Raw genomic sequence first — 16,609 nt, forward strand, 5'->3', positions numbered from 1 at the left:
TGCTCGAACCGGCCGCGCGCGGGTCCCGGTCAGCCGGGTCGGTCCTCCTCGCCGGCGCCGTCGTACCTCCGGGCCACCGCCCCCAGGGCCACCAGCAGCCCGTCAGAGGTCATGGGGCGCCTACGGCCGGCCCGGGCCGCGTACGGCGCGACCGGCATCGCCCCGACCTCGGACCAGCGCAACCGGCCGGCCCCGTCCACGACGCTGCGCGAGCGGCCCGCGTTGTCCGGGTGCAGGCAGTACGGGACGTCCAACACGCCCCGTGCGAAGGCCTTCCACAGCGCCCGCCCGAGGTCCTCGTCGAGGTCCAGCACGGCCTCCACGAAGGCCAGGGCCTCCCGGTACACCTCACTGTCGGCGGAGCCGCCGGCCGGCCCCGCCTCCGCCTCGGCCAGGGCCGCGCTCGCCGCGGCCGTCTCCAGGGCGCGCACGTTCTCCGTCACCGTCGGGATGCGGTGCGCCTCGGCCGCGGTCTTCACGATCAGCCGCTGCGCCCCGGCCCGCACGGCCAGCCGGGCCGAGGCCTCCAGCAGCCGGGTCGCGCCCGGCTCGGTACGGGGGAACACCCCCATGTAGGTGTAGAGGACGACGTGCCGGTCCACGCCGGCCGGCAGGAACTCCCCGGCGAGCCGGTGCAACGCCCGTATCGCCTCGGTGTCCTGGCCGGGGTCGCTCTGCTGGGCGTAGCTGAGGGAGACGCTGCCGATGCCGTGCCGGGCGAAGAACAGCCCCTCCAGCAGGCTGAGCGCCACCAGCAGCCCGGGAGGGCAGAGCTGGCCGAGCATGCAGCCGCCGAAGCTCTCCAGGTGCGGCACCCGCGGCGCCGGGACCAACTCGGACAGCAACTCGCAGCAGCGGGCCCAGTTCTCCACGGACTCCGACAGCGGGGTCCGCCCGTAGGGCAGGCAGTACGAGACGGGCCCGCCCTCCGTGGCGTCGAGCCCGGCGGCGGCGAGGGCCCGCACGATCGACTCGGGCCGGGAGGAGCCGTGCCGCACCTGGACCGGGAACCCCGGGTCCAGCACCCCGTCGAGCAGGGCGCGGGTCAGGTCGGCGGAGTGCGTGGCGATCGGATAGCCGTTGAGCGCGAGCCCCCCGGCGAGCGCGGCCCGGACGGCGTCCTGATCGCCGACCCGGGTGTAGCTGTCGATGGTGAGCGTGCCCGCGGTGGTGGCGACGGCGGACTTGGTGCGCTCCAGGCCGTACCGCATCCGGCGCGGCGCGCCGAACCCCATCCGGGGCTGGACGACGAGCTGCCCGGAGGCCGCCGCCCGCGCGACGAAGGCCCCGAACGAGGGGGCCGTGGTGGTGGGTCGGGCCACGGTCGGTGCGGCGAGCGTGGCGGCGGTCATGCCACGGCCCGCGCGGCGGCGGCGGTGGCGTCGACGGTGGGAGAGGGGCTCAGGTAGCGGCGCAGGGCCTCGACGTCCCCGTCGTCGAACACGGCGTCACAGCCCGCGTCGAGGAGCAGGCCCCGGGCGTGCGGATCGGCCCGGCCCGCGACCCCCAGCTTGCCGCCGATCACCACGGGAAGGGTCAGGCCGGCGCGCCGCACGGCCCGGACGGCGCTCAGGCCGTCGCGGTAACCGTGGCCGTTCACACTGCTGATGACCACGAGGTCGGGCGCGTCGGCCGCGCACGCGGCGGTCAGCAGGTCGTCGGTCACACAGGGCCCCAGATTGCGCACCCGGTGGCCCTGCTCCTCCAGGAAGAGCTGGAGATAGACGAGATTCCAGGTATGGGAATCCGATGCCGTGCCCGTCAGAAGGATGTTCACATTCCGTCGTCGCATGCCGACAAATATAGGAACGGAAGTCCCCGGCAAGGGGAAGTCCGGGCGGCAGTATCGGGGAATTCGATCCGCTCTTCCGTCCGGAACGCCTGTGTGTGGAAAAGGGCATACGGAAAGCCGTGACCCGCGGTTGCGGGTCACGGCTCTCCCCGAATTCGGCAAGAATTCAGGCGTGGGGCGCGGGCTGGTTCACGCGTACTGGGCGATCAGGCTCTTCGGGCGGATGTCCGTCCAGTTCTCCTCCACGTACGCCAGGGCGTCGGCCCTGGTCCCCGCGCCCCAGGCCGAATCCCAACCGTCGGGTACGGCGGCGAACGCCGGCCACAGGGCGTGTTGGCCCTCGGCGTTCACCACGACGTGGAACGTGCCCTCGGTGTCGTCGAAAGGATTGGTCATGACAGACTCCTCAATTTCTCGGAAAGGATGCGGCCGATCAGGGCGAGCGGGGTCGGCTCTCCCATGCGGGTGTGCGGGACCCCGATGTCGTGATTCTCGACGCGGCCCTCGATGTAGGGAATCCAGTGCCGTGCGAGAGTGTTCTCCGTCTCGCCGTCCTCAAGGGCCGCCAGGAACAACAGGTCGGTGGCCACCGGGCGCGGCGCGTACAGGTTCATGATTTCCGCGTGGTTGATGGACGCCCCGATCACCGAGCGGATCTCCTCGTCGGAGAACGCGCCGAGCACCGGGTCCTTCAGGCGGACCAGGCCGATGAGGGCGTCCACGTCGAAGGGGGCGTCCGCCGGCTCGTCCGCGGCGTCGCCGACGAGCATGTCCCGCTTCTGGGCGGGGGTCATCGCGCGCCGCTCCGGCTCGGTCGGCAACAGGTGGACGTCCATCATGGCCAGCAGCTCGGTGCGTTCGCCGAGTTCGGCCAGCGCGACGGCGAGGGCGTGCGCGACCGTGCCGCCGAAGGACCAGCCCAGGAAGCGGTACGGGCCGTGCGGTTGGACCTCCCGGATCAGCGGGAGGTAGTCCGCCACCATCTCCTCGACCGTCCCGGGGGAGTGGCCCAGCTCGCTCAACGCCCGCGCCTGGATCGCGTACAGCGGCTGGTCGGGCCCCAGGTGCCGGGCGAGCCCCGCGTACGGCCACCCCACCCCGGTACCGGGGTGGACGCAGAACAACGGCCGTTGCGCACCCCGGGTGGCCAGGGGCAGCATCACCCCCATCGGGTCGAAACCGGTCGGCTCGTCGCCCAGCAGGCCCGCCACGGTCGGGGTGCGGAACAGGTCGCGGACCCCGAGTTCCAGCCCCAGCACGGTCCGCATCCGGCTGATCAGACGTACCCCGAGCAGCGAATGCCCGCCCAGGCCGAAGAAGTTGTCGTCGATGCCGACGTCCGGGACCCCCAGCACCTCCGCGAAGAGCCCGCAGAGCACCTCCTCGCGCGGGGTGCGCGGTACCCGGCACGTACCGCGCACCGCGGGCGCGGGCGCCGGCAGGGCCGCCCGGTCCGGCTTGCCGTTGACGGTGAGGGGAATGCCCTCGACCACCACCGCCGCGGCGGGGACCATGTGCTCGGGCAGTTCGCCGCCGGCCCAGCGCAGCAGCTCGGCGTCGGTGAGGGTGTGGCCGGCGCGCGGCACGACGTACGCGACGAGGCGCTTGCCGCCCGGTCCGTCCTCGAAGACCACCACCGCGACCTGCCCCACGCCGGGATGCCGGGCCAGGGTCTCCTCGATCTCGCCCGGCTCGATGCGGAAGCCGCGCAGTTTGATCTGGCCGTCGGCCCGTCCGATGAACCGCAGCTCCCCGTCGGGCGTCCAGTGCGCCAGGTCCCCGGTGCGGTACATCCGCCCGCCGTCGCCGCCGAACGGGTCGGGGACGAACCGTTCGGCCGTCAGACCCGGCCGGCCGACGTACCCGCGCGCCACCTGCGTGCCGGCGATGTACATCTCGCCGGGCACTCCCACCGGGACCGGCCGCAGCCGCGCGTCCAGGACGTGCACGCGGGTGTTGTCGAGCGCGGCCCCCAGGTACACGCCCGGCAGGGTGCGCACGGTGAGGGGGAGGCGCTGGTGATGGGAGGCGAAGGTGGTCTCGGTCGGCCCGTACGAGTGGACGAGGACGGTGTCCGGGCACTGGTCCAGGACCCGCTGGAGGGCGCTGGGGGAGGCGACGTCGCCGCCGGTCCACACCTCGTCCAGCAGCTTCAGGGTGTCGAGGCCCTCGTCCGCCATGATGTGGAACAGCCCCATCGTGAAGTAGGCGGCGGTGACGTCGTGGGTGCGGATGGTGTGGTCGAGTTCCGCGACGTCGGTGCCGTCGCCGGGGGCGATGACCAACTGCCCGCCGTTCAGCAGCGGCACCCACAGCTCGTAGGTCGAGGCGTCGAAGCCAATGGCCGAGTGGACCAGCATCCGCCGGTGGTTGGCCCGGTCCCAGCAGCGGTCCCCGGCCAGCTCGACCACGTTGCGGTGGGTGACCGCGACCCCCTTGGGCCGGCCCGTGGAGCCCGAGGTGAACATCACGTACGCCGTCGCGTCCTCGCCCACGACCACGCCGGGACCCGAGGCGACCGCGTCCGACCCCTGGCCGTCGGTGTCGTCCACGGACAGGACGCGCACGCCGGCCGCCCGCTCCCGTCCGACCGACGTCCCGTCGAGGTGCGCCGACCCCGTCACCAGGACCCGCGCCGACACGTCCTCCATGATCATGCGGATCCGGGCCTCCGGCAGCCGCGGGTCCAGCGGGACGTACGCCGCCCCGCACTTGAGCACGGCCAGCACGGCGACCAGGAGGCCGGGCGTGCGGTCCAGCAGGACCCCGACCGCCCCGTCACGGGGCACGCCCGCGGCGACGAGCCGGTGAGCGAGGGCGCCGGCCCGCGCGTCCAGCGCCGCGTACGACAGCTCCTCCTCCTCGTACGAGACGGCGATCCGGTCCGGCGTCCTGCGGGCCTGCTCCGCGAACCCCTCGTGGATCAGCCCGCCCGCGACGCTCGGCGCGGCCGTGTCGTTGTACCGGGCCAACCGGGACTCCTCCCGCCCCGACAGGAGCGGGACGTCCCCGATGCGCTGCCCCGGATCCTCGGCCACCGCCCGCAGGGTCCGCGTCAGATGCTCCGCCAGTACTGCGGCGGTCGGCTCGTCGAAGAGGTCCGTCGCGTACTCCAGTACACCGCTGAGCCCGCCCGGAGCCCCCTGCTCGCCACGAAGTTCGCGCAGCGACAGCGTGAGGTCGAACTTGGTGAACCCCGACTCCGATCCCAGCGGGACCCCGGTCAGCGCCCCGTCCGGCGCCGTCCGCGGCTCGTCCGGCTGCACCTGCACGATCACCTGCGTCAGGGGGTGGTGGGCGGTGGAGCGCACCGGGTTCAGTTGCTCGACGACCAGGTCGAAGGGGAGTTCCTGGTGGGCGTAGGCGCCGAGCGCGGTGTCCCGGACCCGCTCCAGCAGCTCGGCGAAGGACGGGTCGCCGGAGGTGTCGCAGCGCAGGACGAGGGTGTTGACGAAGAAGCCCACCAGATCGTCCAGGGCCTCGTCGTCCCGGCCCGCGGTCACCGTCCCCAGCGGCAGGTCGGTGCCCGCCCCGTGCCGGGTCAAGGTGGCGGCCAGGGCCGCCTGCACCACGGTCAGGACGGTGGTGCCGCGGTCCAGCGCGAGCCGCTCCAGCCGGGCGTGCGTGTCGGCGTCCAGCGCGACCGGTGTGGCGGCCCCCCGGTGCGAGGCCTCCGCGGGCCGGGTGCGGGCCGCGGTCAGCTCCAGTACGGGCGGGGCGCCGGCCAGGGTCCGCCGCCAGTACGCGGCCTGCCGCGCGAACGCGGTGTCCCCGTCCGCCGCGCCGCCTTCCTCCAGGGCCGCGCGCTCCCACAGCGTGTAGTCCGCGTACTGCACCGGAAGGGGCTCCACATCGGGAGCCCGGCCCGCCTCCCGGGCCTCGTACGCCCGCGCCAGGTCGGCGAGGAGCGGTCCGGCGGACCAGCCGTCGGCGGCGATGTGGTGCACCACCAGCACCAGCAACCGTTCGGTTCCGGCGTCGATCAGCGTCGCCCGCAGCGCAGGCTCCGTCGCGAGGTCGAAGACGTGGCCCGCGGCGGCGTCGACCGCCGCCCCGCCGTGTCCCTCCGGCACGGTCACCCGTACCGGTTCGGGTCGAACCGCCTCCAGGATCCGCTGGTACGGCTCCCCGTCCACCGCCGGGTACACGGTCCGCAGCACCTCGTGGCGGTCCGACACGTCGGCGAGCGCCGAGGCCAGCACGGCCGGGTCCAGCGGCCGGTCCAGGCGCAGCGCGAACGGGATGTTGTACGAGGAGCTCGGCCCCTCCAACTGGTCCACGAACCACAGCCGGCGCTGCGCCGAGGACAGCGGGATCCGCTCCGGCCGGTCAGCCGGCGGCACGGGGACCAGCGCGGGCCGCCCGGCCGGCGCGGCCTCCCGCACCAGGCGGACCGCCAGCTCGGCGGGGGTCGGCGCGAGGAACAGGTCCCGGATGCGCGCCTCCACCCCGAGCGTGGCCCGGATCCGGTTGACGAGCCGCACCCCCATCATCGAATGGCCGCCCTCCGAGAAGAAGTTGGCGTCGGGGGCCACCGGCCCGTCGAGGCCGATCACCTCGCCGAACAGCGCGCACAGCACCTGTTCGGCGGGGGACCGGCGGCCGGCGGGTACGGCCGTCCCGCCGGCCGACGCGTCGAGGGCCGCCCGCGCCCCGGCCGCCCGCGTCCGGCGTTCCACGATCCCCCGACGCTCCTCCTCGTCGAGCAGCGGCCACGCGGAGGGCCGCGCGTCGGGGTCGGCCGCCGCGTGCGCGAGGGCCCGGGTGAACACGTCCAGCAGCAACCGGGCCGTCCGCGGCTCGAACAGGTCCGTCGCGTACTGCCACCACACCTCCAGGCCGCCGCCCGGCAGCTCGACGCAGGAGGCGCTGAGGTCGAACTTGGCGACTTCCAGCCCCGGTTCGACGTACTGCCCGGTCAGCGCGCCGTCGCCGAGTGAGACCCGCTCCCCGTCCTGTGCCTGCGAGGTCAGCATCACCTGGAAGAAGGGGTTGACGGCGAACTCCCGCCGCGGGTTCAGGGCTTCCACCAGCAGGTCGAAGGGGAGTTCCTGGCGGGCGTACGCGGCCAGGTCCGCGTCCCGGGCCCGTTCGACCAACTCGCCGTACGGGGCGTCGCCCGAGACGTCGGTGCGCAGCACCAGCGTGTTCACGAAGAGCCCGACCAGTTCGTCCAGGGCCTCGTCGTCCCGCCCCGCGACCGGGGTGCCGATCGCGATGTCCGTCCCCGCCCCGACCGCGGCCAGCGCCAGCGCCAACGCGGGCTGGAGCACCATCAGCAGGCTCGCCCCGCGTTCCGTGCCGATCGCGGCCAGCCGGTGGTGCGTGTCGGCGTCGAGGCGGGCCACCAGCGTGGCGGCGGCGCCGGTCGGCTCGGCGGGCCGGGGCCGGTCCAGCGGCAGGTCCAGCAGCGTCGGCATGCCGTCCAGGGCGGCCCGCCAGTGGTCCAGTGCCCGCGCGGGCCGCTCCAGCAGCTCGTGCTGCCACAGCGTGTAGTCCGCGTACTGCAAGGCCAGCGGCTCCCGGGCGGGTGCCCGCCCGGCGGTCCGGGCCGCGTACGCCTCGCCGAGGTCGCGCAGCAGCGGTCCGACCGACCAGCCGTCGGCCGCGATGTGGTGCATCAGCAGCGCCAGCGTCGCCGATCCGTCGTCGGGCACGAACAGTGCTGCCCTGAAAGGGAGTTGGGTGCCGGGATCGAAGGTCCCGGCGGTGAACCGGGCCACGAGCGCGGCCACCTCGGGCAGCGCGCACCCGGTCACCTCGAAATGCACCGGCGGTGCCTGGAGCACGTGCTGGTACGGCTCGGAGTCCACCGCCGGGCAGACGGTGCGCAGCACCTCGTGCCGCTCCACCACATCGGCCAGCGCCGCCGCCAGCGCCGCCGTGTCGGGCACGGAGTCCAGCCGCAGCACCACGGGCAGGTTGTAGGTCGCCGACGGCCCCTCCAGCCCGGCCAGGAACCACAGCCGGCGCTGCGCGAAGGACAACGGGACCCGCTCCTCGGGGGGCAGCACCTTCCCGTCGAACACGACCTCGGCGGGGGAACCGGCGGGGGAACCGGCGGGGGGCTCGGCGCCGTGGCCGGCCGCCGGGTCGCGCAGCGCCTTGCGGTCGATCTTCCCGGAGGAGGTCCGCGGCAGGCGCTCCGCGAACGTCACCGTGCCGGGCACCGCGGCGGCCGGCAGCTCCGCCGCGACCCGGTCCCGCAGCGCGGCGGCGTCCACCCCCTCGTCCGCGACCACGAACGCGGCCAACCGGCGGACCCCGTCGGCCGTCTCCCGAGGCACCACGGCGGCCTCCCGCACCCCGGGGTGCGCGGTCAACACGGCCTCCACGGAGGCGGGGTCCACCCGGTGCCCGTTGATCTTCACCTCGTCGTCGGCCCGGCCCCGGAAGCCCAACTGCCCGTCCGGCCGAACGAACACCAGGTCGCCGGTGCGGTACGCGCGGTCCTCGCCCAGCATGGCGAACCGGGCCGCCGTCAGCTCGGGCCGGCCGAGGTAGCCGGTGGCCAACGCATCGCCGAGCAGCCACAGTTCACCATCCACCACGGCCGCCCGGACGCCCGGCAGCGGCTGCCCGATGGGCACCGGCCCGCCCGTGTACCGCGACAGGTCGGCGACGGTGGCCACGACGGTCGCCTCGGTGGGCCCGTACGTGTTCAACAGCCGTACCCGCTCCGGGTCCACGCTCCGGCACCACTGGGCGACCCGCTCGGGCAGCGCGGCCTCACCGCCGATGACGACCGTGCGCAGGGTGTCCGGCAGGCGGGCGACCCCGCAGGCCAGGGCGTGGGCCAGCTCGTGCCAGTAGGCGGTGGGCAGGTCGAGCACCGTGACGCCGTGCGCCGCGCACCCGGCCAGCAGCCCCGGCACGTCGAGCATCTCCTCGTCCCGCAGCACGAGCGTGGCGCCCGCACCCAGGGTCAGGAAGATCTCCTCCACGCTGGCGTCGAAGTGCAGCGGGGCGAACTGCACGACCCTGTCCTCGGCGGTGATCGCGTACCGGGCGCCCGCGCCGGCCACGAACCGGGCCAACGCCCCGTGCCCGACGACGACGCCGTTGGGCGTGCCCGTGGAGCCGGAGGTGTAGATCACGTACGCGGAACCCTCGGGAACCCCGGGGCCCGGCAGCGGGAACTCGCCCTCGACCAGGGGGACGTCGACACCCGCGCAGTCGGCGAGGATCGCGGCGTTGCGGGCGGCGGGCGCCCCGGGATCCAGCGGCAGGTAGGCGGCCCCGGTCCGCAGGGCGGCCAGCAGGCCCACCACGGCGTCGACGCCCCGGGGCCGGTGGACGGCCACCAGGCGCCCCGGGCCCGCCCCGGAGCCGGCCAGTTCGTCGGCGCGGAACGCCACCGCGAGGGCCAGTTGCCCGTAGGTCATCCGGCGCTCGCCGTGCACCAGCGCCACCCGTTCGGGGCTCTGGGCGGCGATCCGGTCGAGCACTCCGGGCGCCGGGGTGATCGCCGGGCCGCCGTCCAGGACGGCGGAGGCGGTGGGGGCGGTCGAGGGCATCGCGGGGCCTCCAGGCGAGGGGTGGGATGCGGAGCGGAGTCCGTGACCACCACGCTAGGCACCGCCCCCGGCCCCGGCGGGCAGTCCCCGGGGCAGCTCGGGCCGGGCGCTGCCGCCCCGGACTGCCGCCGCACTGCCGTCGAACCCCGGGGCAGGGCCCCCGGGGTTCGACGACCGCCCGCTACGCCTGCGGGACGCGGGAGCCACCCCGGGTGCGGCGGCGCAACGTCGGCGCCGGGCCGGAGCCGCCGCCGAGGGGGCCGGCGGCCAGCAGGGCTGCCAGGCCGGCCGGCGTCGGATGCCGGAACACCTCGCGCAGGGTGAGCTCACGGCCCAGCTCCGCACGGACCCGGTTCACCAGCCGCACCGCGAGCAGCGAGTGTCCGCCGGACTTGAAGAAGTTGTCCCGCGCGCCGATCCGCTCGCGTTCCAACACCTCCCCGAAGAGCCTCACCAGCGCCGCCACCGGTCCGTCCCCCGCTTCCGCGTCCGGGTCGCGGGCTTCGGACGGCGACGGCGTCCGGGCGGACGCGGGCCCCGCCGGGTTCGCGGGGTTCGCCGGCGGGAACACCGCCGACGGGACCTCGTACTCCGGCAGCCGCTCCGCCGCCCACGCCTGGAGTTCGCCCTCCGTCACGCCGCCCGACGCGTACGCGACCAGCCGGCCGTCCTCCACGCGCACCTCCGCCCGGACCACCGACGGATGCTCCGCCAGGACGGCCCCGACGTGCGCCGTGTCGACCCGGTAGCCGCCGACCAGGACCCGCTCGGGGCGCCGGTCCGGCGGCGCCGGCAGCTCGCCGATCCGCCTCCCGGGACCGGCGGCGAACAACTCCAACGCCTCCACCAGCAGCGACGCGAGCCGCGCCGCCCCCGAGGGGCCGTACAGGTCGCTCGCGTACTCCAACACCCCGCTCATCCCGCCGCCCGTGTTCTCCGTCAACGCGAAGGTGAGGTCCGCCTTCGCCGACCCGGCCCCGAACGGCAAGGAGACGCCGGCGAGCGGGCCGCCGTCGGCGGCGTCGGACTCCGCCGGGTTCACCTGGAGCATCACCTGCACCAGCGGATGGTGCGCCGACGAACGGTGCGGGTTCAGGGCCTCGACCAGCCGGTCGAACGGCAGGTCCTGGTGCTCGTACGCCGCCAGGTCGGCCTCCCGCACCCGGGTCAGCAGCTCCTCGAACGTCGGGTCCCCGGACGTGTCCGTCCGCAGCACCAGCGTGTTCACGAAGAAGCCGACCAGCCCCGACAGGGCCTCGTCGGAGCGCCCCGCCACCGAGGTGCCGAGCGCCAGGTCCGTTCCCGCGCCGCACCGGGACAGGGCCGCCGCGAGCGCGGCCTGCACCACCATGAACAACGTGGCCCCGCCGCAGTGCGCGATCCGGGTCAGCCTCCGGTGCGTCGCGGCGGACACCGCGAAACCGGCGACCGCCCCGCGCCCCGAAGGCTCGACCGGCCGTCGCCGGTCCGTCGGCAGGTCGATCAGCGGCGCCAGGCCCGCCAGCGCGGCCCGCCAGTGCTCCACCTCGGCGTCCGCGCCCGCCGACAGGGCCCGCTGCCACAGCGTGTAGTCCGCGTACTGCACCGGCAGCGGCTCCCGCCGCGGCGCGCCGCCCGCGCACCGGGTCTCGTAGGCCGCGGACAGGTCCGCGAGCAGCGGACCCGTCGACCGGCCGTCGGCCGCGATGTGGTGCAGCAACAGCACCAGGGTCTGCGGACCGTCCCCGTCCGGCAGGAACAGCCAGGCACGCAACGGCAGGTCGCGCGTCAGGTCGAAGACGTGCCCGGCGGCCTCGTCCACCGCCGCCGCCACGTCGACCGGCCGGCCGAGCACCAGCGGCGGCCTCGCCCCCTCCAGCACCCGCTGGTACGGCTCCCCGTCCTCGATCCCGTACACCGTGCGCAGCACCTCGTGCCGCTCGGCGACGTCGGCCAGCGCCTCGGCGAGCGCCGCCGGGTCCAGCGGCCGGTCCAGGCGTCGCACCAGCGCGATGTTGTACGCGGCCGAGGGGCCCTCCAACTGGTCGATGAACCACAGCCGGCGTTGGGCGTACGACAGCGGCAGCCGCGCGGGCCGCTCCGCGTCAGGTACGGGCAGCAGCGCGGGTCGCGTCACCCCCGCGGCCGTGCCCAGCCGCCGGTGCAGGGCGCTCGCCGTCGGGGCCAGGAACAGGTCGCGGATGCCCGCCTCCACGCCCAGCACGGCCCGGATCCGGTTGACCAGCCGGCTCGCGAGCAGCGAGTGCCCGCCCGACTTGAAGAAGTTGGCGTCCGCCGCGAGGCCGTCGCGGCCCAGGACCTCCGCGAACAGTCCGCACAGGATCTCCTCGCGGGGCGAGAGCGCCCCGGCGGCGACCGGCGCCGACTCCCGTACGGCCGCCGCCGCGGCGACGGCCCGCTCCAGCCCGTCCCGCCGCTCCCGCAGCGCCCGCCGCTCGGGCGCCGACAGCAGATCCAGTCCGGCCGTCGGCGCCCCGGGATCCGCCGCGAACGCGCGCAACGCCCGTACGTACAACTCCAGCAGCAGCCGCGCCGTGTCCTCGTCGAACAGGTCCTCGGCGTACTGCACGTGCACGTCCAGCCCGTCGGGGCCGCCCTGCGGGTCCCGCCGCTCGGCGCAGTGGAAACTCAGGTCGAACTTCGCCGCACCCAGGTCGGTGCTGCCGACCCGGCCCTCGATCCCACCCAGCCGCACCCGGTCGTCGGCCGCTTCCCGCACGGTCAGCATCACCTGGAAGAACGGATGCTCGCCCAAGCCGCGTGCCGGCGAGGCGAGTTGCTCAACCAGTACGTCGAACGGCAGGTCCTGGTGGTCGAAGGCGGCCAGGTCGGCGTCACGTACCCGTTCCACCAGCTCGGCGACCGTCGGCGCACCGGACAGATCGGTGCGCAGTACCAGGGAGTTGACGAAGCAGCCGACCAGCTCGTGCAGGTTCTGGTCCGCGCGCCCCGCCACGGGGGTGCCGATCGCCACGTCCTGTCCGGCCCCGGTGGCCGACAGGGCCACCGCCAACGCGGAGCGGGCCACCATGAACAGGCTCGCCCGGCCGGAGCGGGCCAGCCCGGCCAGCGCCCGGTGCTCCGGGGCCGTCAGGGTCGCGGAGAGCGTGGCCCCCCGACCGGACGGTTCGACGGGGCGCGGCCGGTCGGCCGGCAGCGCGGTGCGGGCCGGCATCCCGTCCAGGGTCTCCCGCCAGAAGTCGAGGAGCCGACCCGGCTCCGCCGTCAACGCCCGCTGCCAGAGCGCGTAGTCGGCGTACTGCACCGGCAGCGGGGTCCACCGCGGCGCCCCACCCGCGCGCCGGGCCTCGTAGGCCTCTCCCAGATCCCGCAGCAGCGGCGCGATCGACCACCCGTCGGTGGCGATGTGGTGGACGAGCAGCACCAGCACCGACGTACCGTCACCCGGCACGAACAGGGCCGCCCGCACGGGGAGTTCGTTCCCCAGGTCGAAGACCTCGCGCCCGAAGCGGTCCACGAGCGCCTCCAGCTCGCCGGGCGGGCAGGCCACCACCTCCACCGGGGCCTCCCGGGCGGTCAGGACCCGCTGGTACGGCTCCCCGCCCTCGGATCCGTACACCGTGCGCAGCACCTCGTGCCGCTCCAGCACGTCCCCCAGCGCGTCCGCGAGCGCGGCCCGCTCCGGGACCCCGTCCCAGCGGATCACCAGCGGCGCGTTGTACGTCGCCGACGGGCCCTCGATCCGGCCCACCAGCCACAGGGCCCGCTGCGCCGCCGACAGCGGGACCCGCTCCGGCCGGCCCGCGACGGGCACCGGCGCCGGCCGGGCCGCCGCCGCGTCGCCCCGCTCGGCCAGCCGGCGGTGCAGGGCGCCCGGCGTCGGCGCCAGGAACAGGTCGCGGATGCCCGCGTCGACGCCGAGCGCGCCCCGGATCCGGTTGACGAGCTTGCTCGCCAGCAGCGAATGCCCGCCGGTGCGGAAGAAGTTCGCGTCGACGGCGACCGCCTCCCGGCCGAGCACCTCCGCGAACAGCCCGCACAGGATCTCCTCGCGCGGGGACAGCACGTCCCGCCGGCCCGTCCCGGGGGCCGGCGGCGGCGCCGCGTCGACCGTGCGCCGCGCGTTCCGGGCGGCCAACCCGCCCGCCTCCTCCGGCGACACCAGCCCCAGCGCGCCCCACCGGGTCGCCGGCCGGGCCGCGAAGCCCGCCAGCGCCCGTACGTACACGTCCAGCAGCAGCCGGGCCGTGTCCTCGTCGAACAGGTCCGTCGCGTACTGGAGGGCCACCTCCAGCCCCCCGGGCCGCCCCTCGGAGGTCCGCCGCTCCACGCAGTACCAGGTCAGGTCGAACTTGGCCGCGTCCAACGCGACGTCCGCGAGCCGCCCGCGGATCCCGCCGGCCCACTCCACCGGCCCCACCGCCTCACCGCCGGTGTCCACGGTCAGCATCACCTGGAAGAACGGGTGGTGTCCCAGCGCCCGCTCCGGGGCGAGCCGCTCCACCAGCAGGTCGAAGGGCAGGTCCTGGTGCGCGTACGCCGCCAGGCTCGCGTCCCGGGACCGGTCCAGCAGTTCACCGACGGTCGGATCCCCGGACAGGTCCGTGCGCAGCGCGAGGGAGTTCACGAAGAACCCCACGAGTTCGTACAGGTCCTCCTCGGGCCGGCCCGCGACCGGGGTGCCGATCACCACGTCCTCGCCCGCGCCGGCGGCGCCCAAGGCCGCCGCGAGCGCCGCACCGGCCGCCATCGTCAGACTCGCCTGGTGCGCACGGGCCAGGGCGAGCAGCCCCTCGTGCGACGCCGCGTCCAGCCGGGCCGTCACCATGGCCCCCCGTCCCGACGGCTCGGCGGGACGCGGCCGGTCCGCCGGCAGCGCGATCACCGGCGGGGCGCCGTCCAGCACGGTCCGCCAGTGGGCCAGCTGCTCGGCCGCCAGACTGTCCGGGTCGGCCGGATCCCCGAGCAGCTCGTGCTGCCAGGCGCTGTAGTCCGCGTACTGCACGGGCAGCGGCTCCCAGCCCGGTCCCCGCCCCGCGAGGCGCGCACCGTACGCCACCGACAGGTCGCGCAGCAGGGGGCGTACGGACCACCCGTCGGTCGCCACGTGATGGATCAGCAGGACCAGGACCGAGGTCCCGTCGCCGGGGCGCAGCAGCCGAGCCCGCAGCGGCGGTTCACGGGTGATGTCGATGGGCTGCCGGACGAACGCGGCCACGGCCGCCTCCACCCCGCCCGGCGCGCAGGCCCGGACGGTGAGTCGGGGCACGGCCGCCGCCTCCCGCACGACCTGGTGCGGCCCGGCGTCGGCGTCGGCCGGCAGCACCGTGCGCAGCACCTCGTGCCGCTCCACCACGTCGACCAGCGCCAGGCCGAGCGCCTCGGCGTCGGGCTCGGCGTCCAGGTGCAGCACCACCGGAGCGTTGTAGGTGGCGGACGGTCCGTGCAACCGGCCCAGGAACCACAGCCGGCGCTGCGCGAACGACAACGGGATCTCGGTCATGTCCTCAGCCGTCCTGGCCCGACGGGGCCGGACCTGCGGCGGCCGCGACGAGCGTGTCGATGTGGGAGGCCAGGTCCCGCAGGCGCGGGTTGGCGTACACGGCCTTCACCGGGAGGGAGACGCCCAGCTCCGCGCGGACCCGCGACACGAGCTTGATCGCGAGCAGCGAATGTCCGCCCAGCTTGAAGAAGTTGTCGTCCGGGCCGATGCGCGAGGCGCCCAGCACGGCCGCCCAGACGCCCGCGATCAGCTCCTGCGAACGGGTCAGCCCGACGGCGGCCGGCGGCGACTGCGGGGAGGCGGCGGCGGGCGCCGGCAGCGCGGCCCGGTCGACCTTCCCGTTGGGCGTGGTCGGGAAGCGGTCCACGGCCACGAAGGCCGACGGAACCATGTACGCGGGCAGCGCGGCGGCCAGCGCCGAACGCAGGGCCGCCTCGGCGACCGGCTCCACGTCCCGGTGGTAGGCCACCAACCCGGGCGCCCCGTGCACCTCGTCCTGCAGCACCACCACGGCCTCCGCGATCCCCGGCACGGAGGACAACACCGCTTCCACCTCGCGGAGTTCGATCCGGTGACCGCGCAGCTTGACCTGCCCGTCGGCCCGGCCGAGGTAACCCAGCCGGCCGTCGGGCAGCAGCCGCACCAGGTCGCCCGTGCGGTACATCCGCTCACCCGAGCCACCCGGGTCGGCGACGAACCGCTCCGCCGTCAACCCCGGGCGGCGCCGGTAGCCGCGCCCCACCCGGGGGCCCGCCAGGTACAGCTCGCCGCTCTCGCCCTCCGCCACCGGCTCCAGGCGCCCGTCGAGGACCCGCATCCGCAGGCCGGGCAGGACGGCCCCGATGTGCGGCTCGTCCGCCGCGTCCACCCAACCCGCCGTGGCGTCCACCGTGCACTCGGTGGGCCCGTACAGGTTCACCGTCCGCAGCACCCCGGCCGCGCCGCGCTCGCCGAGCCGGTGCCACAGCGCGGGGCCGATCGCCTCGCCGCCCACGAGCAGGGTCAACGGGCGCGGTCCGCCGTCCGCGGTGAGCAGGTCCAGCAACGGATCGGCGTGCGAGGGCGTGATGTCGAGATCGGTCAGGGCCTGCTCGTCGATCAGCCGGGCCAGCAACGCCGGGTCCGCACGCGTCTCCTCGTCGATCATGACCAGGGTGTCGCCGCGGCAGACCCGCACCCACTGCTGCACGGAGGCGTCGAAGGACGGCGAGGCGTTCCAGCCGACCCGCCCGCCCTCGGTGACCGCGATGCCCGCGTCCTCCAACTCGGCCAGCAGCGCGGACGCGGCGCCCCGGACGACCTCGACGCCCTTGGGCCGGCCCGTGGAACCCGAGGTGTAGATGACGTAGGCGAGGGTGTCGGGGGACACGGAGACCGGCGCGAAGGGCCGGTCCCGGGGGCCGGGCGCCGTCAGGGCGGCCACCGCGAGGTGCGGCGTCCCCTCGACGAGCGGCTCCAGGTCGGACGCGGTGACCACCAGGTCGGCCCCCGCGTCCTCGACGAGGTACCGTCGCCGCTCGGCGGGCAGCCTCGGGTCCACGGGAAGGTACGCGGCCCCCGCGCACAGGGCGCCGAGCAGCGCGGCGACCAGCTCCGTGCCGCGCGGCAGGCACAGGGCGACCACGCTCTCCGGGCCGATGCCCCGCTCGGCGAGCCGGCCGGCGACCCGCATGGCCTGGGCCCGCAGGGTGCCGAAGCTCAGCGCGCGGTCGCCCGCGACGACGGCGGTCCGCGCGGCGGGCACCAGGGCGAGCCGGTTCAGCAGGTCGGTGGCGGCAAGCGGCTCGGGACGCGCCGCGAGGGTGCTCGGGCGCTCGGGAAGGACTGCGGTCACGG

The 16,609-nt window shown here is 75.4% G+C and carries 6 protein-coding genes; all 6 read right to left on the bottom strand.

Annotated features, from left to right (window positions below; all coding sequences use genetic code 11):
• Positions 1-29: 29 nt before the first annotated feature.
• A complete protein-coding gene (locus ACQEVM_RS10510) occupies positions 30-1,352 on the bottom strand; it encodes a methylaspartate mutase (RefSeq protein WP_433077237.1) in 1,323 nt (440 codons plus the stop codon).
• Positions 1,349-1,792, bottom strand: coding sequence for a cobalamin B12-binding domain-containing protein (locus ACQEVM_RS10515; protein WP_433077239.1), 444 nt, complete (start codon positions 1,790-1,792; stop codon positions 1,349-1,351). The genes ACQEVM_RS10510 and ACQEVM_RS10515 overlap by 4 nt, the downstream gene beginning before the upstream one ends.
• A gap of 189 nt (positions 1,793-1,981) precedes the next feature.
• A complete protein-coding gene (locus tag ACQEVM_RS10520) occupies positions 1,982-2,188 on the bottom strand; it encodes an MbtH family protein (protein ID WP_433077241.1) in 207 nt (68 codons plus the stop codon).
• Positions 2,185-9,309 carry an amino acid adenylation domain-containing protein gene (locus ACQEVM_RS10525; protein ID WP_433077243.1) on the bottom strand — a complete coding sequence of 2,375 codons (7,125 nt, stop codon included), beginning with the start codon at positions 9,307-9,309 and terminating at the stop codon, positions 2,185-2,187. The genes ACQEVM_RS10520 and ACQEVM_RS10525 overlap by 4 nt, the downstream gene beginning before the upstream one ends.
• A 181-nt stretch (positions 9,310-9,490) precedes the next feature.
• Positions 9,491-14,773, bottom strand: a complete 5,283-nt coding sequence (locus ACQEVM_RS10530; protein WP_433077245.1) for a condensation domain-containing protein — start codon at positions 14,771-14,773, stop codon at positions 9,491-9,493.
• Positions 14,774-14,777: 4 nt separating this feature from the next.
• The gene (locus tag ACQEVM_RS10535) at positions 14,778-16,607 is read right to left on the bottom strand and encodes a non-ribosomal peptide synthetase (RefSeq protein ID WP_433077247.1); all 1,830 of its coding nucleotides are present in this window, start codon (positions 16,605-16,607) and stop codon (positions 14,778-14,780) included.
• Positions 16,608-16,609 lie beyond the last annotated feature (2 nt).

Origin of the sequence: Streptomyces sp. CA-243310 (assembly GCF_050936775.1) — a bacterium.
Classification (GTDB): domain Bacteria; phylum Actinomycetota; class Actinomycetes; order Streptomycetales; family Streptomycetaceae; genus Streptomyces.

Bases quoted from the DNA above. Each gene is read 5' to 3' on its own strand.
- ACQEVM_RS10510 (WP_433077237.1), bottom strand. From the start codon at position 1,352: ATGACCGCCGCCACGCTCGCCGCACCGACCGTGGCCCGACCCACCACC.
- ACQEVM_RS10515 (WP_433077239.1), bottom strand. From the start codon at position 1,792: ATGCGACGACGGAATGTGAACATCCTTCTGACGGGCACGGCATCGGAT.
- ACQEVM_RS10520 (WP_433077241.1), bottom strand. From the start codon at position 2,188: ATGACCAATCCTTTCGACGACACCGAGGGCACGTTCCACGTCGTGGTG.
- ACQEVM_RS10525 (WP_433077243.1), bottom strand. From the start codon at position 9,309: ATGCCCTCGACCGCCCCCACCGCCTCCGCCGTCCTGGACGGCGGCCCG.
- ACQEVM_RS10530 (WP_433077245.1), bottom strand. From the start codon at position 14,773: ATGACCGAGATCCCGTTGTCGTTCGCGCAGCGCCGGCTGTGGTTCCTG.